Source organism: Bacillus sp. SW14 (assembly GCF_047608225.1).
Classification (GTDB): Bacteria; Bacillota; Bacilli; order Bacillales; family Bacillaceae; genus Bacillus; species Bacillus subtilis_G.
This window is the reverse complement of record NZ_JBLKRW010000001.1, coordinates 1,599,820-1,619,289: the sequence shown is the minus strand read 5'-3', so window position 1 is coordinate 1,619,289 and position 19,470 is coordinate 1,599,820. Positions and strand designations below refer to the sequence as shown.

Below are 19,470 nucleotides of genomic sequence, written 5' to 3'. Positions count from 1 at the left end.
CAAAGCCAAGAGATGCCTGACTTTGACTTTCTAATCATTGAATCAGATTATGAAATGTGTTCTTTTCGGTCAGCCCCGGAAGCGGGACTGACTCGGAAAAGCACTTTATTTTTTGTTTTGGTCGTCGTTTACTTCTTCATATTCAGCGTCAACAACGTTGTCATCCGCTTTGCCTTCAGCATTTGCATCGCCTTGAGCTTGCTGTTGTTTGGCAGCTTCTTCATAAAGTTTCATAGAAAGCTCTTGAACGATTGTTTGAAGCTCATCTTTTTTCGCTTTGATCTCTTCAAACTCGTTTTTCTCAATCGCCGCTTTTAAAGCTTCTTTGGCATCATTGGCTTTTTTCACTTGGTCTTCATCCACTTTGCCTTCAAGATCTTTTAATGTTTTCTCAGTTTGGAAAACAAGCTGATCTGCTTCGTTGCGGACTTCGATTTCTTCTTTTTTCTTCGCATCAGAGTCAGCATTTTCTTCCGCTTCTTTTACCATGCGTTCGATCTCATCATCAGAAAGACCTGAAGAAGATTTGATTGTAATGTTTTGCTCTTTTCCTGTGCCCAAGTCTTTTGCTCTTACGTTTACGATACCGTTTTTATCAATATCGAAAGAAACTTCGATTTGAGGCACGCCGCGCGGTGCTGGCGGGATATCAGTAAGCTGGAAGCGGCCGAGTGTTTTATTGTCGGCAGACATTGGTCGCTCACCCTGAAGAACATGGATATCAACAGCTGTTTGGTTATCAGCAGCAGTTGAGAACACTTGGGATTTGCTTGTCGGAATCGTCGTGTTGCGGTCGATCAGTTTTGTGAACACGCCGCCCATTGTTTCGATACCGAGAGAAAGCGGTGTAACGTCAAGAAGAACTACGTCTTTTACGTCACCAGTGATAACGCCGCCCTGAATCGCAGCACCAAGCGCTACTACTTCATCTGGGTTTACGCCTTTATGCGCTTCTTTTCCAGTTTCTTTTTTGATTGCTTCTTGTACGGCAGGAATACGAGTTGATCCGCCGACAAGGATAATTTTGTCGATTTCGCTTGCAGAAAGTCCTGCATCTTGAAGCGCTTGACGGACAGGGCCCATTGTACGCTCTACTAAATGGGAAGAAAGCTCTTCGAATTTAGCGCGGGTTAATGTCAGTTCAAGGTGAAGCGGTCCTGCTTCTCCAGCTGTGATGAACGGTAAAGAAATTTGCGTAGAAGATACGCCGGAAAGATCTTTTTTCGCTTTTTCAGCTGCGTCTTTCAAACGCTGAAGCGCCATTTTGTCTTTTGACAAATCAATGCCGTTTTCTTTTTTGAATTCAGACACAAGATGATCGATGATGACTTGGTCAAAATCGTCACCGCCGAGACGGTTGTCACCGGCAGTTGAACGAACTTCAAACACACCGTCGCCAAGCTCAAGGATTGAAACGTCGAAAGTACCGCCGCCAAGGTCGTATACCAGGATCGTTTGATCTTCATCTGTTTTATCAAGTCCGTATGCAAGCGCTGCTGCAGTCGGCTCATTGATGATACGTTCTACTTCAAGACCTGCAATTTTACCAGCGTCTTTTGTCGCTTGACGCTCAGCATCGTTAAAGTATGCAGGAACTGTGATCACTGCTTTTGATACTGTTTCGCCAAGATAGCTTTCAGCGTATGATTTAAGGTGTTGAAGGATGATAGCAGACACTTCTTGAGGAGTGTAATCTTTCCCTTCAATTTCAACTTTATAATCAGTACCCATATGGCGTTTAACAGACATGATTGTGTTAGGGTTTGTGATAGATTGGCGTTTAGCCACTTCCCCTACTTGGCGTTCACCGTTTTTGAATGCAACAACTGATGGCGTTGTGCGGTTTCCTTCAGCGTTAGCAATAACTTTAGGCTCGCCGCCTTCAAGCACTGCCACACATGAGTTTGTTGTTCCTAAGTCGATTCCGATAACTTTACTCACTTGAATAACCTCCTGCTATGTAATTATTGATTCACTTTGACCATGGAAGGGCGAATGACGCGATCCTTCAGCTTATAACCTTTTTGCATTTCTTCAACAACAATGTTGGAGCCGTAATTTTCATCTTCAGCCTGCATAACGGCTTGGTGCAGATTAGGATCAAATTCCTGCCCTACAGCTTCGATGGCTTCCACGCCTTCTTTTTTCAAGGCTTCTACGAGCTGACGGTGGACCATTTCCATTCCCTGAAGCAAACTTTTCGTCTGTTCATTGTCGGCTTCAACCTGCAGCGCTCTTTCAAAGCTGTCAAGAGCCGGCAACAAATCAGCGACGATATTTTGAGAACGGTATTTTTGGGACGCTTCCATTTCTAAACGGCTGCGTCGTTTATAATTTTCAAAGTCTGCTTGAACACGCAAAAGTTTGTTTTCTTTTTCCTCAAGCAAACCTTGCAATTTGTTCATTTGATTTTGAAGAAGTTCGCTTTCATTTGTTTCTTTCTGCTGTTCTTCAGCAGCAGCTTGTTCCTCAATGACTTCTTGCTCTTCTATTTCGTTTTGTTCAATGGTTTGTTTTTCTTCTGACATTGTGTTCACCTCCCTCAAAGTGTAAGAAGAAGGGCGGGTGCTGCCCTTCGATAAAATTTGCCAAAATTCCCTTATTCATCATACAAACTTGTCAATGCTTTTGACAAGTCCGAAGTCACATGCTGAAGCAGACTGACAACCCTGGAATAATTCATGCGGGTCGGGCCGATGATCGCAATTGAGCCGATCTGCTTCTGATCAACAGAATAAGAAGCCGTAATCAGACTGCAGTTTTCCATCTCTTCATAGTCGTTTTCTTTCCCGATTTTAATCGAAATTCCCGTGTGCGGGGATTGAACAAGCTTTAAAACATCCTGTTCTTTTTCGATTAATGTGAGCAACGATCGCACTCTGGTGATATCATGGAACTCCGGCTGGTTCAGCATATTGATCTTTCCGCCAAAAAACAATTTTTCAACGTGGCTCGTAGAATGAAATGTTGAACGAAGCGCGTCAAGTATATTGTCATAGTTCTTAATGTGCTGTCTTAAATACATGACGACTTCCTTAAATATGTGCTCATTCAGTTCATCCATTGGAACGCCGCTTAAACGGCTGTTCAGTATATTCACCAGTTTTTCAATATCAGACAGATCCATTTTGGCTGGAAAATTAATCGTTTTGTTTTCCACGTGCCCTGTATTGGTAACAAGAATTGCTACCGCCTTATCAGGCTGAATCGGTATGATTTGAATCTGTTTAAGGTAATTCTCACTCAGCTTCGGCCCGAGCACGATGGATGTATAATTCGTTAAATCGGACAAAATTTGCGCTGATTTTTGAACTGTCTTTTCCAGCTCGAAAATTTTCTCTTTAAAGATCGAGTGGATTTGGTCCATGTCGCTTTTTGTCAATTTGACGGGTGACAGCAAGTGGTCAACATAGTACCGGTACCCTTTTTCTGACGGAACACGTCCTGAGGATGAATGGGTTTTTTCTATGAAGCCCAATTCTTCCAAGTCAGCCATCTCGTTCCTTATTGTTGCAGAGCTAAATGTGATTTCATCTTTTTTCGAAAGAGTTCTTGACCCTACCGGCTGCGCCGATTTAATAAAATCATTTATAATGACCTGAAGGATCAGCAGCTGACGATTTGTTAACATCATCATCACCTCTGTTAGCACTCTCAATAAGCGAGTGCTAATTCTATAACAAAAGTATCAAACCACAAGAAAAATGTCAATTATAACTCACCCAAAAAAGCGCCAAAAACTTCATTACCTAATAATTTGCCCTGATGAGTTAAGTAAACGGCAGACTCCGAATGGTGAATCAGCCCTTTTTCTACGAGGTCTGTTAATACGCTTGGGAACAGTTCATCAAGGGAACGGCCGTATTTTTCTGCAAATCGTTTTTTGCTGACTCCGGCTGTTTTTCTCAAGCCCAAAAACATTTCTTCTTCAATTTGCTCTTCTGTTGTCACTACATGAGTATCTCTGTATGGAAAGCCTTTTTCAGCTATCAGATCAATGTAATGTTTGACAGGTCCGACGTTTACATTGCGTGTGCCGCCGATATATCCGTGGGCCCCGGCTCCAAATCCGAAATATTCCTCGTTGCTCCAATACGTCAGATTGTGCTTTGATTCCATGCCTTGCTTGGCAAAGTTGCTGATTTCATACTGATGAATGCCGTGAGCTTCCATCCGGCCCATCACCATTTCATACATTTCGGCTTCCTGCTCCTGCGGCGGAAGATGAAGCTGCCCTTTTTGCATGAGATTATAAAATACCGTTTTCGGTTCTACAATGAGGGAGTACACCGAATAATGCTCAGCATCCAGCGATAAAGCAGTGTCTAAGGAATGATCCAGATGCTTGAGGGCTTGTCCCGGGAGTCCGAACATTAAATCAAGACTGATATTGTCAAAACCGATTTCCCGCGCCCTTTCAAAAGAGGCAAATACATCTTTTTGTTTGTGCACTCGGCCGATTTTTTCTAACAAGTCGTCTTCGAACGTTTGGACACCGAAGCTGAGGCGATTCACACCTGCTTCTTTTAATATTTTTAATTTCGCTGCGGACAGGTCGTCCGGATTCGCTTCAACCGCAAATTCCGATAATGCGCTTGAGGGCTTCAGCACTCGGATGATGATGTCCATCAGCTTTTTGAGCTGTTCCTCAGACAGAGAGGTCGGCGTGCCTCCTCCGATAAAGATGGTTTTGAGGTCAGGCTGCCCTGTTTTTGCAATTGTATTTATCATTTCCTGTTCGAGCGCGTTTAAATACTCGTCTACAGGCTGGCTTTGAATAAAATACTTATTGAAATCGCAGTAGTGGCAAATGTGCTCACAGAATGGGATATGGATATAGGCTGATTTCAATGAATTCACCTTCTTTACAGAAAGAAGCCGCAGTACAGGACTGCGGCGGCTTCTATTTATTTTTTCGGGCTGTCGTCCATTTTCAGGACCGCCATAAATGCTTCTTGCGGCACTTCAACTGAGCCGACCTGCTTCATTCGGCGTTTTCCTTCTTTTTGTTTTTCAAGAAGCTTCCGTTTTCGCGAGATGTCTCCGCCGTAACACTTAGCCAATACGTTTTTACGCATCGCTTTAATCGTAGAACGCGCTACGATTTTCTGGCCGATCGCCGCTTGAATCGGTACTTCAAAGTGCTGACGCGGAATGAGCTCTTTCAGCTTCTCAACGATCACTTTTCCTCGTTCATACGCGTAATCCCGGTGCACGATAAAGGAAAGGGCGTCGATTTTTTCTCCGTTCAGCATAATGTCCATTTTGACGAGCTGAGACGGTTTGTAGCCGATCAGCTCATAGTCAAAGGACGCGTAGCCTTTTGTGCTTGATTTAAGCTGGTCAAAAAACTCATAGACGATTTCCGCTAAAGGCATATCATAGACAATGCTGACACGGTTTGCGTCTAAATATTGCATATCAATAAAATTGCCCCGTTTTCCTTGGCAAAGTTCCATAACAGCGCCGACAAAATCATTCGGCACCATCATTGTCGCTTTAACATACGGTTCCTCGATCCTTTCGATCTTTTGAGGATCAGGCATGTTGGACGGGTTGTCAACAACAACCTTTTCGCCGTCTGTCATATATACATCGTAGATAACACTCGGCGCTGTTGTAATCAAGTCGATTTTGAACTCACGCTCTATCCGTTCCTGAATGATTTCCATGTGAAGCATGCCTAAAAATCCGCAACGGAATCCGAATCCAAGCGCCTGTGACGTTTCCGCTTCATACTGAAGGGAGGAATCATTCAGCTCAAGCTTTTCAAGGGCTTCTCTTAAATCATTGTATTTGGCCGTATCAATCGGATAAAGGCCGCAGTACACCATCGGGTTGAGCTTGCGGTATCCCGGCAGCGCTTCGTCTGCAGGATTGGCAGCGCTTGTTATCGTGTCACCGACGCGTGTGTCACCGACATTTTTGATCGCAGCAGTTAAAAAGCCTACATCTCCGACCGTCAGTTCATCTGTCGGAGTAGCTTTTGGCGTAAATACACCAACTTCTGTCACTTCAAATTCTTTGCCGGTTGCCATCATTTTGATTTTTTGCCCCGGCTTTACCGTTCCTTCAACGACTCTGATATAAGCCACGACACCGCGATAAGCGTCATAAAGCGAGTCGAAGATCAGCGCTTTAAGCGGCGCCTCCGGATCTCCAGTCGGTGCCGGCACCTTTTCTACGATCTGTTCTAAAATCTCCTCAATCCCGATACCGGCTTTTGCTGAAGCAAGCACGGCTTCTGATGCGTCAAGACCAATAACGTCCTCTACCTCTTGGCGCACACGTTCAGGCTCTGCGCTCGGGAGATCGATTTTGTTAATGACCGGCAGAATTTCAAGGTCATTGTCAAGCGCTAAGTAAACGTTGGCAAGCGTCTGCGCTTCAATTCCCTGCGCCGCATCCACAACAAGAATCGCTCCTTCGCAGGCAGCAAGACTTCGGGATACTTCGTATGTGAAATCGACGTGTCCCGGCGTATCAATCAGATGGAAAATATATTCTTCTCCGTCTTTTGCTTTGTATTTAAGCTGAACAGAGTTTAACTTAATGGTTATGCCCCGTTCACGTTCAAGATCCATAGAATCGAGCAATTGTTCTTTCATTTCTCGTTGAGTGATTGCCGACGTTTTTTCTAAAATACGATCCGCTAAGGTCGATTTTCCGTGGTCAATATGGGCAATGATAGAGAAATTCCGTATTCTCGACTGCCTCTCTAAACGCTTTTCTTTATCTGTCACAATCTATCACTCCTACTATTAAACGCAAAATACACTAGCTTAGATTATATCAATAGGATTGTTAAGATTCAATGTAAAACAAGAAAGAGAAAAGTTCCCTGTTAATCTTGGGCTTCTTTTCTCTTTCACACACCTATTGGTTCATATCACGTATCCATTCATACATCGACTGGGCAGTGTTGGTTACGGTGTTCGAAAGTGCTTTTCCGGCTTTAGAGAACATATTGAACGTTTCCACCTGTTCCAGCTCTTTTTGTTTTTCTTCTAAATCTTTCGCCGTGACTGTTTCTCCTAAGATTGAAGCTTCTTTTTCATTATTTTTTCCGTCGGTGAGCGTAAACGCGCCCTTAAGTGAAGGGTCTTGATAGCCTTTCATACTCAGCATTCCGTTATTCGCCTGCTGCATGCCGAACAGCACGCCTAAAAACATGATCGTGACAAGCAGCAAGCATTTGCCAAAGTAAGCAATCAAATCAAACCACCTATTTCTTATTGTTTTTTCGTCTCGCCGCTCTCCGCGTTGACCTTTTCAGCATCCCAATACATTTCGCTGAATACGTCTGCGGCGGCGTCAGCCGCACGCTGCAGCTCCTCGAGATTATTATCTACTCCGCCGAATTCGAGCAAAAGCGCTCTGTCGGATAAATCCTGATTATATACACCATTATCGCCTGGCGAGCCTTTCGAAAAGACACCTGTGCTGAGTCCAGGGTATTTTTTCTCCATCAGCTTATGGAGCTCGCTTGCAATTTTATAGTTTTCTTCGAAATTTTTGCTTTTTTTGCCGACGACAAAGGCCACCCGGGCATAGCTTTTCCCTTTAATCGTTGCCGTCGTATCTTTCTTTCGCCGTGAATCCCTATGGATATCAATGATATATTGCAGATTTTTGTTTGACCCGAGCGCCTCTTTGACGACCGGCCTTGATTCATCATACGATCTGGCATAGTTTAAGCCTTTTTTGTTCAGTTTTGCCTGTATATCGGTTTTATTCACTGTGGCTCCAATGCCTTGGGATTCAAGCGCCTTTCCGAACATAGCTCCTACGAGCGTGACGTTGGCTTTAGAATGGCGTGCCATATCAGGATCAGTCTCGCCTTTTAATAGAGGGAGATACGATTCCGTGTTGTGCGTGTGATAGATAAAAACAACCTTTTTATCACCGGTTGTTTGTTTCGGCGGATCTTTTTTCGCACGATCTGATTGTGTTTGCTGTTTTTCAATCTCTGCCAAGTTCGCTTCTCTTTCTTCCTCCATCACCTTAGACGGCGGCGGCGATTCCGCCGGCATATTCGTATAATCCGTGCCTTGTCCAGCTAACAGAATCTCGGTATCAAATTGTGCAAACCCCGGCAGCTCCCGGCCGAGAAAGCTCCGCGGATCTTCGAGGTTGATGCTTGTCGCCAGCTTTAAAGAAAGACGCGAAAGATGAAATGAGCTGTCGGTTTGAGAAAGGTCTGAAGCGAAATAATGGTTCTCCATCCGCAGCAAGTGTGCAAACACGTCACCCGGCATTTCTTCAGTAATCCCGTAAAAAGAGTCAGACGACGGCCTGAGTTCAGGCCGGAGAGACGTCAGCACACCGGATAGAACAAAAATCACGATAAGGCTTACGATAAATAGAAAGATGGCTTTTACCGCTTTCCCGCCATTTACCGCAACAACAATTTGTCTGTTTCTGCGTTTATTTCTCATTGAATCCCTCCAGCGCTTGTCTAGTAATAACTCTATGAACAAGCTAGAGGAAGTAGAACAGTTTAGTGATTGTAGGAGCCTTTGTTTTCTTGTGACACTTTTTCATGAAGCGCGGTGTTTAATCCGTTCGCCAGCACATTTGCCATATCGTCGATGAATGAATCAACTTCCTTCGGCGTAACCATTAAGTTGTGCCCTAAAGGCGAAAGCACCTCGTGAATGAGCTGCCGTTTTTCATCCTCTCCAAGGGTACCAACAATTCCGAGAAATGATTGACGCTGCTTTTGATCGGGAAGATCTTCTTCAGTGAGCACTTTCTTTTTCCCAAACGTCATGCCTGCCGGAACAAGAGATCTTGACGGCCTGTCATCTTTCATTTCTCTTCCAAAGTGTTTTAATATGTAGTCCACCGTGTCGCTGGCAATCGTCACCGCGTCAACGACTGTCGGCACTCCGATTGCAATCACCGGTACGCCAAGCGTGTCTTTGCTTAAATCTTTTCGTTTATTCCCCACACCAGATCCCGGGTGAATGCCTGTGTCCGATATTTGAATGGTTGTGTTAACCCTTTCCACCGCCCGTGCCGCCAATGCATCAATGGCAATGACAAAATCAGGCTTCGATTGCTCAATCACACCTTTAATAATGTCGCTTGTTTCGATTCCCGTAATCCCCATAACACCAGGCGCAAATGCGCTGACAGGCCTGTAGCCCTCCTGCACGTTTTCCGGCTGAAGCTTAAACAAGTGCCTTGTAACCAATAGATTTTCTACAGCCATCGGACCCAGCGCGTCAGGGGTGACGTTCCAGTTGCCGAGCCCGACGATCAAACAGCTCGCATCTTTTGAGATATCAAGGCTTTCAAGGAAAGCCGAAAATTCCTCCGCGAAGACAGCAGAGACCTTTTCCTGCATTTCCGAATCATTCTCTCTGATTCCTTGCGCCTCAAGCGTTAAATAGCGACCTTCTTTTTTTCCTGAGAGCTCCGCGCCTTCCTTGGTAATATCAACAGTGCGGATTTTAATGCCGCCGCGATCGCGTTCTTTTTCAATAAAACCTTTAATTTCTTTTGCCGGCACAGCCTGCTGATTGGCCATCGCTTCCTTCGTTTCAACTGCTAAATCGGTACGTATCAAATACTGATTTACATCCAGTTCACTCTTTTTCATAGAGGGGCCTCCTTCACATTCAGTACCTATATTGTTGCCATTTGCTGAATGAATCATGCTAAAAAGAGATCCTTCAATGAAAAATACTTTACATTTATATTGCAATCTAAAGGTGTGTTTGATAGAATACAATTTGTTCTATTGTGAAGAAGATTTAACCTTAAGACACTGTGCTACAGGTTGTATCTTAGGAGGTGAAACACATGCCAAACATTAAATCAGCGATTAAACGTACAAAAACAAACAACGAACGCCGCGTTCATAACGCGACAATCAAATCTGCTATGCGTACTGCAATCAAACAAGTTGAAGCTTCTGTTGCTAACAACGAAGCCGACAAAGCGAAAACTGCTCTTACTGAAGCAGCTAAACGTATTGATAAAGCAGTGAAAACAGGTCTTGTACACAAAAATACCGCATCTCGTTACAAATCAAGACTAGCGAAAAAAGTGAACGGACTTTCTGCATAATATAAAAACGATCCTCAATCATGGGGATCGTTTTTTTCATTTCTTTTTAACAGCTGTAAAAGGAACAGTTCGAGCAGGAGCTGCTTGTCCTTTTTCCCTGTTTTCATCTCGTAGTCCATGACGGCAAGCTGTTCAATAATTGACCGGAGCTCGGCCTCTGAAAAAAGCCTTGCTTGATCCATCGCCAGCTTTACCCGGAATGGATGGACTTTTAAATTAGAAGCGATTTGCTTTTGTCCGTAGCCTTGTTCCGCGAAATACTTTGTTTGCAGAATCAGCCGGAACTGATTCGAAATAAGCGCCATGATTTTGATCGGTTCTTCATTTTGTTTAAGCAAATCATAAAAAATTTGCAGGCTTTCTGTTCGTTTCCGGTTGACGATTTTATTGATCAGCTCAAATATATTTTGTTCAAGGCTTCTCGCTACAAGCATTTTCACATCATCCAGCGTAATTTCTTCACGATCTCCAATAAACGTGCAGAGCTTCTGAATCTCCTGAAAAATCGATGACAGATGTCCATTCACAAGCAGAACCAAATGCTCCGCCGCTTCAGTGCCGATTATTTTCAGCTCGGTTTTTGCAAGGTTGACAGTAAAATCTGTCGTCTCCTTTGCGTTTAATTCCTTCGCCTCCATCATAAACGCGTGCTTCTTTAATGCTTTCGTCAGTTTTTTCCGCTCATCCAGCTTTTCATACGGGGCAAGCAGGACAAAGACCGTATAAGGCGCAGGCGATTGTAAATATGATTCAAGCGCGCTGACGTTATGCTCAATTTTTTCTTTTTTCTTTTCACCTGTTAAAAAATATGGATTTTTCACAATAACAAGACGCCGCTCCCCCATAAACGGAAACGTTTCAGCATCTGCAATTGCTTTGTCCAGCGGTTCCTCTTCCAGATCAAAAACGGATAGATTGAAATCCTTTGTTTCCTGATCAATGACCGCCTGTCTGATCCTGCTAACGGTTTCCTGCAGCAGATACGTCTCTTTTCCGTATAAACAATAAACCGGATGGACATCTCCTTTTCTCAGGTTTTTCCACACATCAAATACCATTGTTGTACGACTTCCTCTCTTTCATCATCCCTTCTATCCTAAATTGAGTTTGCAAAATAGTAAAGAGGAAGCCTGACTGCTGCTTCCCCATTTATATTAAACGCCTGATCGCAAGCCCCCGGGACAGCTTGTAAAAAGGCGATAATCACCAGAACAGAAAACGTTACCTTAGCTTCTAGATTTTTCAAAACAATTCCATTATACTTAAATCAGTCAGGAGGGATTAAATTGAATGATTTTGAAAAAAACGTTCAAAGCAAACGAAATGATGCTGTAGATTCAGCTGTTGGTTTTGTTGTGTCCTTCGGATTTTTCGCCTTCTTGTTTGTCATGGCAACGGTTATTCACCTGGTTGGTTCATAACAGCGACTGCCCGGGCTGCTGATTTCTCGGCAGTCTTTTTTTAGTTCGTCTCTGTTATTCTGATGTATCATATGGGGGATAGACAGAAAAGGTTCCAACTCTGTTTTTATATCTATATTGGATCGTTCCGCTTTGATCGGTGCGCAGCACGCGGATGGAATGTCTCTGTAATATTTGCAGAACTTCTTGATGGGGATGATGGTACCGATTGTTTTCCCCTGCTGAGATAATGGCCATTTCCGGCTGAAGCTGTTTGATGAAATCTTCACCGGTAGAGCCTTTGCTTCCATGGTGCCCCACCTTTAACACGTCTGCTTTTAGATTCGGAAACACGCTTATAACCTCCTTTTCCCCTTCTTTCTCCAGATCACCTGTCAAGATCCAGCTCATACCGCCCGTTTTCATCCACAGAACGAGAGAAGAATTATTTTTGCTTGCCGGATCAGGTCCGTCCGGTGACAGTACATAGAACTGTAAATCCTTTATTTGCAATACATCACCTCGCTTCACCTCCTCAATTGTCACTCCCTCCTCTCTGGCTGCCTGCAGCACTTTCTCATCCTTCGGTTCAGAAACAAACCCTTTCGGAATCACGAGGCGCTTCACTTTATGATGCTTCAGCAGAGTCTCCGCCTCTCCGATATGATCTTGGTCAGCGTGCGTGAGAATTAACGCATCAAGCTGTTTGACCCCCTTAGCGGTTAAAAACGGAATCAGCACCTTTTCCCCAAGTGAAAACGGATGCTGTTTTTCCCGCCAAGGCTCTGACGAATAAGATAAAGTGCCGCCAGTATCAATTAAAACATGCCCCCGCTGATGCGGAGCACCTACATACATGCTGTCACCCTGCCCAATATCAATCATATCGACCTCTCCTTCAGAACTAAGACGAGGATATATAAAGAGAAGACAGAACATCGCGCAGCAAATGCCGCCAGTTACCATCAGCTGAGAAAAAGAGCGTTTTTCTATCGCCATAAACATTATAATGATTGTGACCGTGAATAAAAAGAGCAGAATAGGCGCGGGACGTGCAATGATAATTGTGAATACATCAATATCTGCGATTCTTGTGATCAGCCTGTTTGTCCAGCTCATCAAGAAATCAAACCAGCTGAAGAACAATCGGCCAGCCGAAGCAGAAAGGATTAATAAAAAAACACCTGCTATAGTCCCCGGCAAAACACAGAATGTATAAATAGGAACAAGCACCATGTTCATCAGGACGCTGATCATAGAAAACTGCTGGAAATGATGCAGGAGAATGGGGAGTGAACCCAGCTGAGCGATCAGTGATACCATTGTCAGCTGACCTAAAGAGGTTTTAACATGCTGAAAAATAGAAGAAGAAAGAATTAAAGAAAAACTCACGGCGAATGACAGCTGAAAACCGGCTTCAAAGAGATGGTAAGGATTGAAGAGCAAAAGGACGATGTATGAAGTGCAGATTGCCCCCGCAGCATGTACACGCCATTTAACGAGACTTCCAGCTAAGTAAATACCCGACATCAGAGCGGCGCGCAGCACTGAAGGAGCAGCGCCTGTCAACATCACATAGAGCGGCAGAAATAACAGCAACAGGATTGACGCCTTTTCTCTTGTTATTCCAATACGGATCATGATATAAAACAAGCCGGCTGTCAAAATGCCGACGTGGAGTCCTGAAATCGCCAAGAGATGGACGACACCAAGCTTTTGATACGCGTTAAGCACCTCGGCTTCCACGTAAAATCTGTCTCCTACTATAAGAGCTTGTACGATTCCTGCCGAATCAGGGGGCAGCAGGCTGTTTGTGAATGACACGATGTCTTTTCTTAAACTGAGCAGTTTATAACTGACATTTACAGGTTCGCTGCACTTTTGAATAGATGTAACAGAATAGTTCCAGTGAATATGCTGCCGGTAAAGATATTCGTTATAATCAAATGCGCCCGGCACGGTTGCGTGTCTAGGTTCTTCCAAGGCACCAGTCCATTCACATGCCATTCCTGGCTCTAGATATGACAGCTGATCTTTTTCTTCAGCAGACTGAATGCGGTACGAAGCGGCCCATTTTTCGCCATCAGGCGTCTTAACCACCATAGACATACGGTCGCCGTCAATTTTCGGAATGCTGTCAATTACTGCCTTGGCTTGATAGGTGCCCCGCTGATATACAGAGACATTCTTGGAATCTGCGACTGCATACAGTGAAAAAAACAATATAAAACAGAAGAAACAAACCAAAATGAGAACAGCGTGTCTCGTTTTGATTAAAATGATGAGGAGAAAGAGGAAGAAAAGAAAAACAGCGGAGAAATAAGCGGCGGCAGTAATTCCAGCCGTTGCTGAAGCTGCCGCCAAAGGCAATAACAAACGCGAATTACGCATTCATCACACGTAGCTCGTGAAGAGTGTATTCGCCTGTTCATGTATCTTTTTCAAATCTTCCTCTGCAAGACCCGCATCCGCCAGTTTCTCTAAAAGACCCGCTATAAATGAAAGCTTTTCCCTGTTTTTCAGATCAACGATCATTTCATCGAGTTCAACCTGTTCAACAGTTACACCCGCCTGTTCAAATAATTCCTGTGCGTACGGATTCGTTTTGTAATCCTCAGCATAATAAACCGTTTTGATACCCGCTTGAATGATAGATTTACAGCATTGTATGCACGGATAATGCGTCACATAAATCTCCGCTCCATCAGTCGGCACCCCGAACTTAGAGCATTGAAGAATCGCATTCATTTCAGCGTGAATCGTTCTTGCGCAATGGTCATCTATCATGAGGCAGCCTTCGTCTGCGCAGTGCACGCCGCCCGCGATTGACCCGTTATACCCCCCTGCAATCATGCGTTTATCCCTGACTATAGTTGCGCCGACAGACAATCTCGGGCAGGTGCTGCGCAGCGCCAGTAAATGGCTTTGAGCCATAAAGTATTGATTCCATGAAATTCGTTCCACGTTGTTCCCTCCAAATGTTGTGTTGCCTGACCTTTAGTTTACCTATCATTATGCATGACCGTCAAATCACTTTACTGTAATGGAAGACTTTATTTTCTCAAGCGATTTCTCACCGATTCCTGAAACCTTAGTGATCTCTTCAATTGTCTGGAAACGCCCGTTTTCTTCCCGGTATGCAATAATAGCTTCAGCCTTTGATGGCCCCACCCCTGAGATGCCTTGTAATTCCTCTAAGGTTGCTGTATTGATATTTACCGGTGCTTCCTTCCCTCCATCGCTTTTAACAGCGCCTCCGGATCCTTGCTGCATCGTTGTCTCTTCTCCCTTTTTCGGGATGTACACCACTGTCCCGTCCTGCAGCAGCTCCGCCAAATTCACTTGCATTTCATCTGCTTGTTCACCGGTCCCGCCCGCTTTCTCAATCGCCTGAGATACTCTGTCCCCTGTTCGCATTTCATACACGCCAGGATGCTGAACAGCACCTTTAATGTCAATCACAATTGTTTCATTTGACTCGTCTTTGACTGCCTCCTGCTTTACCTCCGTATTTTCTGTCTCAGTTGATACAGCCTGCTTCACCGGCTCTTTGTTTTCCCCGCTGGCCAAAACGAAAATAACCGCTATGAAAGCAGCTGCAGAAGCCGCTAAAATAATTGCTTTTTTATGCTGATACAACCAATTCATCGTGCATGTTCCCCGCTTTCGTCATAATTTATTTTCATCACACATATGGTTTAGAGGATAATAGCTCAAAGGAGGGGAAATCATTGAAGATTGGTTTTATCGGCACAGGAAATATGGGTACGATCCTTATAGAGTCATTTATTGAATCAAAAGCAGCCGATCCCTCAAACATAACAATCACAAACCGCACAATTGAAAAAGCGTTACACATAAAAAACCGCTACAACAGCATAAACGTAACAGAAAGCCTGGAAAAGCTTGTTTCTGAAAACGAGATGATTTTTATTTGTGTTAAGCCGCTTGATATATATCCTTTACTAGCAAGAGCGGCGCCTTATTTAAGAAAGGACCATATTCTCATTTCAATTACAAGCCCGGTTCAAACTCAACAACTCGAGCAATATGTACCTTGTCAAGTGGCGCGAGTAATTCCCAGTATTACAAACAGAGCGCTGGCAGGCGTTTCTCTCGTCACTTTCGGCACAAGCTGCGGAGAATTTGCAAAAACGAAAATCAATGAGCTCATGAAGCATATCTCTCATCCGCTGCAAATTGAAAGTGACATCACGAGGGTCGCATCAGATATCGTAAGCTGCGGCCCGGCTTTTATGAGCTATCTGATTCAGCGGTTTATAGATGCGGCCGTTTCGGAAACATCAGTGTCCAAACAGGATGCTATTCTGATGTGTAAGGAAATGCTTGTCGGAATGGGAAAACTGCTAGAAACCGAATTGTATACCCTGCCCGCGTTACAGGAAAAGGTTTGTGTTAAAGGCGGTGTGACGGGAGAAGGCATTAAAGCGCTGGAAAGCGGTGTGCAGGATATGTTTCACCGGGTATTCCAAAATACTCATATGAAGTACGAAGAGGATATTTCCGCAGTGAAGAAGCAGTTTCATGTGTAGACGAGTATGTCATACTTTTGTCTGCACTGCAAAAGCATAAAAAAGCATTTTAAAAAACCATCGTCTTAGGAAACGATGGTTTTTGATTTCTGCGCCTTGAAAAATAGGCGTTCTGATTGTGTTGTTGGTTCTGAATCTGTAAAATCAGCTGTCACGCCGTGCAGTTGAAAGCCGCAGTTCCTCAGCATTTCTTCATATTCATCCACCGGGAACGTTCTTTGCTCGTGCGTCTCATCAAAACGGTCATACGCCTCTCCGTTCCGCACAAAAAACGACATATCATGAATGACAGAAAGCTCTTCACTTCCGGCAAAGCTCTGCCAAATATAGCTGATATCTTCATCCTGGTCAGCAAATGTGCTATCCGGAAAGACTTCACCGACTTTATAAGATGAATGAACATCAAATAGCAACATGCCTTCAGGTTTCAACACCCGAAATACACTTTTGAAGGTTTCGATCACATCATTATTCGTTTTTAAATAATTTAATGAGTCACAGCATATCACAACAGCGTCAAACTGGCCGTCAAAGCCGGTAATCTCTCTCATATCCTGCTGAAGAAAAAGAATCGGCTGGTTACTGGAGACCTTTTGCTGGGCGTAAGCAAGCATTTCCTCACTGAGATCGATCCCCGTGACCTCGAAGCCTTTTTCGGCAAGCCGGACTGAGATTTCCCCTGTGCCGCATGCCAGATCGAGGATACGGCCTTTTTCCGGGAGAGCTGCTTCAATCCACTTTGTCCATTGATCGTAAGGTGCGTGCGACATTAACTCGTCATACACGCTTGCAAAGCCTTGGTAAATCATTGGTTCATTCCAAGCTCAAGATCTGCGAGCGGAGCGTCCCCCCACAGTTTTTCCAGATTGTAGTAGCTTCTTTCATCCTTGTGGAAGACATGCACAATCACATCGCCAAGGTCAACGAGCACCCATCTTGCTTCATCGAAGCCTTCCATCTTTTTGATTTGAATGCCGTTTTCTTCAGCCTGATCCTTGATTTCACGGGCAATCGCCTGCACCTGTTTATCTGAATTCCCGTGGCAGATCAGAAAATAATCAGCAACCAGAGATATGCCTTCCATATCCAGTGCTAAAATATCCTCTGCCCGTTTATCATCGCAAGCCGCAGCTGCGATCTTTAAAATGGACTTTTGATTCATTCACAAATTCCTCCTGTTCAGTTGCCGGACACAAGCCAGTTATACGTTGAAAATGTGTCTGGAAAAACCGGTTGATTTTTTTTCATAAGAAACATCATTGTATTTTTAATGGATTGAATCAGCGCTTGATTCAAATCTGTCTCGGCAAGTTTACGCACCTCATCGACACCGGGAAATGCCCGGTTTGGTTCAATGTAATCGGCAACGTAAATCACTTTTTCTAAAAGTGTCATGCCAGGCCGTCCAGAGGTATGATACCTGATGGCGTCAAGAATGTCTTCATCTTGAATCCCCGCTTCTCTTTGGACCAAATAAGCGCCGACCGGAGCGTGCCACAGCTCCGGATTATGATCCAATAAATGCGAAGGCATTTTTTCTCGCGCAATAATTTGTTTCATTTCTTCTTTCGGGCGGAATTTGGCATAATCATGAAAGATAGCCGCTGTTTCCGCTTTTTTAGGGTTGGCTCCAAAACGCTCCGCAAGTTCGATCGCCGTGTTCATCACACCAATCGTGTGGATATATCGGTGTTCGGTCAATTGCTGCTTAACGCAGGCAAGTGCCTCCTCACGATTCATATAAACCATTCTCCTCTACATACTTCTTCACTTTATCAGGGATTAAGTAGTCAGCGGGTTTCTTGCTTTTAAACCGTTCCCTTATCATAGTTGATGATACCTCAAATTCCGGAACGTCTGCAAAGAGAAGCGGATAAGGGGTTTCAACATGAAAACCAGGGCGCTTTACTCCAATAAATTGAATGAGGTTCAGCAACTCGTCCAGCTTATACCATTTCGGCAAATATTCAATCATATCAGCGCCGATAATAAAGAACAGCTGATCATTCGGATAACGCTGCTTCAGTAAAGAAACAGTATCAAACGTATAGGAAGGCCCTTCTCTTTCCATTTCAGCCAGCTCCAGCTTAAAGGACGGATTAGACTGAATCGCAAGCTTCAGCATTTCCACGCGATGAAAGCTGTCCGTATAGTTTTCTTTCTGTTTATGCGGCGGAATTTGATTGGGCATAAACCAAATTTCATCAAGCCCCGCCTGAAACAGCACCTCATTCGCCATTAAGAGGTGGCCGTTATGCGGAGGGTCAAACGTGCCTCCGAAAATACCGATTTTCTTCATTTCAACCACCTTTAAGGAAGCTCGATTTGTTTATTTTCCTTTGATTCCTTATATAACACAATCGTATTGCCGATTGTCTGCACCAATTGAGAGCGGCTTCCTTTTACAAGAGCTTCCGCAACATCGTTTTTATCTTCTTCACAATTCTGAAGAACGCTGACTTTAATCAGCTCTCTCGCTTCAAGCGCCTCAGCAATTTGTTTAATCATGTTGTCGTTTACTCCGCCTTTGCCTACTTGAAAAATCGGCGTTAAATGATGCGCTTTTGAACGTAAAAAACGTTTTTGTTTACCTGTTAACATTCTGTTCCTCCTAATTTTCCTATAACAATTGATCTCATTTTTTCAATATCAGGCTCTTGTCCAGTCCACAATTGGAAAGACAATGCTGCCTGTTCTACAAACATGCCCACTCCATCTAGTGTTTTCAGGCCTTTTTGGTTTGCTTCTTTTAAAAGAGCCGTCTGAATTGGATTATACACGATATCGCATACGACGGCACTGCTTGCGGCACGCTGTAATGAAAGCGGCACATCTTCCACGTTCGGATACATGCCCACAGACGTTGTATGGATAATAACATCATACTGCTCAAGCCGCTCTTCTGCTTCTTTTATGCTTAACACTTCTTTATTTTGAAATGAGGGAGTGGATTCTGTAAGCTGCTTTGCTTTTTCCAACGTCCGGTTGCAGATGTCAAACTTTATCGGAACATTGCGGGCAATTGCTGTGAAAATGGCTCTTGCCGCTCCGCCCGCGCCGATCATTAAGAATGACAGTTCAGAGATGGGCTTGTCCAGTACCTTCATTAATGACTTCACAAAGCCTTCCCCATCGGTATTGTATCCGACAAGCTTGTCTCCCTCTCTTCTGACCGTATTTACGGCACCGATCACTTTTGCACTCTCATCAATATGATCCAGGTAATCCATAATGGAAACCTTATGCGGAACAGTCACATTGATTCCTTGTACGCCAAGTGCTCTTATTCCTTTTACCGCATCTTCCAGATCATCCTCTTCTACCTTGAAAGCATGGTAATGTCCGTCTAGACCGAGATCTTTCAATGATGCGTTATGAATATCAGGTGACATGGAATGGCCAATCGGATTTCCGATAACTCCGTACAGCTTTTTCATGCT

21 protein-coding genes and 1 pseudogene are annotated in these 19,470 nt (G+C 44.1%); 3 read left to right on the top strand and 19 right to left on the bottom strand.

All coding sequences use genetic code 11. The features are described from left to right. Positions 1 to 105 precede the first annotated feature (105 nt). The 8 genes from dnaK to gpr form a co-directional block, all read right to left on the bottom strand. Positions 106 to 1,941 carry a molecular chaperone DnaK gene (gene dnaK, locus ACMX2I_RS08300; RefSeq protein ID WP_148962094.1) on the bottom strand — a complete coding sequence of 612 codons (1,836 nt, stop codon included), beginning with the start codon at positions 1,939 to 1,941 and terminating at the stop codon, positions 106 to 108. Between the two features lie 23 nt (positions 1,942 to 1,964). Then, on the bottom strand, positions 1,965 to 2,528 hold the full coding sequence (gene grpE, locus ACMX2I_RS08295) for a nucleotide exchange factor GrpE (RefSeq protein ID WP_414956673.1): 564 nt from the start codon (positions 2,526 to 2,528) through the stop codon (positions 1,965 to 1,967). Between the two features lie 71 nt (positions 2,529 to 2,599). Further along, on the bottom strand, positions 2,600 to 3,631 hold the full coding sequence (gene hrcA / locus ACMX2I_RS08290) for a heat-inducible transcriptional repressor HrcA (RefSeq protein ID WP_148962096.1): 1,032 nt from the start codon (positions 3,629 to 3,631) through the stop codon (positions 2,600 to 2,602). An 80-nt stretch (positions 3,632 to 3,711) separates the two neighbouring features. Beyond that, positions 3,712 to 4,851, bottom strand: coding sequence for a radical SAM family heme chaperone HemW (hemW, locus tag ACMX2I_RS08285; protein ID WP_414956672.1), 1,140 nt, complete (start codon positions 4,849 to 4,851; stop codon positions 3,712 to 3,714). A 56-nt stretch (positions 4,852 to 4,907) separates the two neighbouring features. Then, positions 4,908 to 6,743, bottom strand: a complete 1,836-nt coding sequence (lepA, locus tag ACMX2I_RS08280; RefSeq protein WP_087990772.1) for a translation elongation factor 4 — start codon at positions 6,741 to 6,743, stop codon at positions 4,908 to 4,910. Positions 6,744 to 6,876: 133 nt separating this feature from the next. Beyond that, positions 6,877 to 7,215, bottom strand: coding sequence for a YqxA family protein (locus ACMX2I_RS08275; RefSeq protein ID WP_087990773.1), 339 nt, complete (start codon positions 7,213 to 7,215; stop codon positions 6,877 to 6,879). A gap of 17 nt (positions 7,216 to 7,232) precedes the next feature. Next, complete coding sequence (spoIIP, locus tag ACMX2I_RS08270; protein ID WP_414956671.1) at positions 7,233 to 8,438, bottom strand: spore autolysin SpoIIP; 1,206 nt, start codon at positions 8,436 to 8,438, stop codon at positions 7,233 to 7,235. Between the two features lie 62 nt (positions 8,439 to 8,500). Next, positions 8,501 to 9,607 (bottom strand): GPR endopeptidase, encoded by a 1,107-nt coding sequence (gene gpr, locus ACMX2I_RS08265; RefSeq protein WP_414956670.1) that lies wholly within the window; start codon positions 9,605 to 9,607, stop codon positions 8,501 to 8,503. 203 nt (positions 9,608 to 9,810) lie between these two features. On the opposite strand from gpr, the gene rpsT reads away from it, so the two are divergent. Continuing rightward, positions 9,811 to 10,077 carry a 30S ribosomal protein S20 gene (gene rpsT / locus ACMX2I_RS08260; RefSeq protein WP_087990776.1) on the top strand — a complete coding sequence of 89 codons (267 nt, stop codon included), beginning with the start codon at positions 9,811 to 9,813 and terminating at the stop codon, positions 10,075 to 10,077. Positions 10,078 to 10,091: 14 nt separating this feature from the next. Here rpsT and holA read toward each other — a convergent pair whose 3' ends face one another. Next, positions 10,092 to 11,135, bottom strand: coding sequence for a DNA polymerase III subunit delta (holA, locus tag ACMX2I_RS08255; protein ID WP_414956669.1), 1,044 nt, complete (start codon positions 11,133 to 11,135; stop codon positions 10,092 to 10,094). Positions 11,136 to 11,173: 38 nt separating this feature from the next. Further along, positions 11,174 to 11,323 carry a hypothetical protein gene (locus tag ACMX2I_RS08250; RefSeq protein WP_141113374.1) on the bottom strand — a complete coding sequence of 50 codons (150 nt, stop codon included), beginning with the start codon at positions 11,321 to 11,323 and terminating at the stop codon, positions 11,174 to 11,176. A gap of 40 nt (positions 11,324 to 11,363) precedes the next feature. Here ACMX2I_RS08250 and ACMX2I_RS08245 point away from each other — a divergent pair, with 40 nt between their 5' ends. After that, entirely contained in the window at positions 11,364 to 11,498 is a 135-nt protein-coding gene (locus ACMX2I_RS08245; protein ID WP_003229983.1) for a YqzM family protein, read from the top strand. A gap of 40 nt (positions 11,499 to 11,538) precedes the next feature. On the opposite strand, the pseudogene ACMX2I_RS08240 reads toward ACMX2I_RS08245, so the two are convergent. The 3 genes and pseudogenes from ACMX2I_RS08240 to ACMX2I_RS08230 all read right to left on the bottom strand — a co-directional run bounded on the left by ACMX2I_RS08240 (position 11,539) and on the right by ACMX2I_RS08230 (position 15,125). Further along, positions 11,539 to 13,868: pseudogene (locus ACMX2I_RS08240) on the bottom strand (DNA internalization-related competence protein ComEC/Rec2). A gap of 3 nt (positions 13,869 to 13,871) precedes the next feature. After that, positions 13,872 to 14,441: a ComE operon protein 2 gene (locus ACMX2I_RS08235; protein ID WP_087990779.1), complete on the bottom strand. Its 570-nt coding sequence runs from the start codon at positions 14,439 to 14,441 to the stop codon at positions 13,872 to 13,874. A 66-nt stretch (positions 14,442 to 14,507) separates the two neighbouring features. After that, positions 14,508 to 15,125 carry a helix-hairpin-helix domain-containing protein gene (locus ACMX2I_RS08230; RefSeq protein ID WP_414956668.1) on the bottom strand — a complete coding sequence of 206 codons (618 nt, stop codon included), beginning with the start codon at positions 15,123 to 15,125 and terminating at the stop codon, positions 14,508 to 14,510. An 83-nt stretch (positions 15,126 to 15,208) separates the two neighbouring features. Between ACMX2I_RS08230 and comER the strand changes: the two genes are divergently transcribed. After that, entirely contained in the window at positions 15,209 to 16,030 is an 822-nt protein-coding gene (gene comER, locus ACMX2I_RS08225; RefSeq protein WP_087990781.1) for a late competence protein ComER, read from the top strand. A gap of 65 nt (positions 16,031 to 16,095) precedes the next feature. Here comER and ACMX2I_RS08220 read toward each other — a convergent pair whose 3' ends face one another. Genes ACMX2I_RS08220 through aroE form a run of 6 tightly spaced genes read right to left on the bottom strand, consistent with a single transcriptional unit; the run spans position 16,096 to position 19,467 of the window. Continuing rightward, on the bottom strand, positions 16,096 to 16,839 hold the full coding sequence (locus ACMX2I_RS08220) for a class I SAM-dependent DNA methyltransferase (protein WP_414956667.1): 744 nt from the start codon (positions 16,837 to 16,839) through the stop codon (positions 16,096 to 16,098). Continuing rightward, positions 16,836 to 17,192: a ribosome silencing factor gene (rsfS, locus tag ACMX2I_RS08215; RefSeq protein WP_019258939.1), complete on the bottom strand. Its 357-nt coding sequence runs from the start codon at positions 17,190 to 17,192 to the stop codon at positions 16,836 to 16,838. The genes ACMX2I_RS08220 and rsfS overlap by 4 nt, the downstream gene beginning before the upstream one ends. Before the next feature lie 17 nt (positions 17,193 to 17,209). Beyond that, complete coding sequence (yqeK, locus tag ACMX2I_RS08210; protein ID WP_087990783.1) at positions 17,210 to 17,770, bottom strand: bis(5'-nucleosyl)-tetraphosphatase (symmetrical) YqeK; 561 nt, start codon at positions 17,768 to 17,770, stop codon at positions 17,210 to 17,212. Continuing rightward, positions 17,760 to 18,329 (bottom strand): nicotinate-nucleotide adenylyltransferase, encoded by a 570-nt coding sequence (locus ACMX2I_RS08205; RefSeq protein ID WP_414956666.1) that lies wholly within the window; start codon positions 18,327 to 18,329, stop codon positions 17,760 to 17,762. Before ACMX2I_RS08205 ends, yqeK begins: the two co-directional genes overlap by 11 nt. A gap of 11 nt (positions 18,330 to 18,340) precedes the next feature. Further along, on the bottom strand, positions 18,341 to 18,631 hold the full coding sequence (yhbY, locus tag ACMX2I_RS08200; protein ID WP_003226133.1) for a ribosome assembly RNA-binding protein YhbY: 291 nt from the start codon (positions 18,629 to 18,631) through the stop codon (positions 18,341 to 18,343). Beyond that, on the bottom strand, positions 18,625 to 19,467 hold the full coding sequence (aroE, locus tag ACMX2I_RS08195; RefSeq protein WP_414956665.1) for a shikimate dehydrogenase: 843 nt from the start codon (positions 19,465 to 19,467) through the stop codon (positions 18,625 to 18,627). The genes yhbY and aroE overlap by 7 nt, the downstream gene beginning before the upstream one ends. Between the last annotated feature and the right edge of the window lie 3 nt (positions 19,468 to 19,470).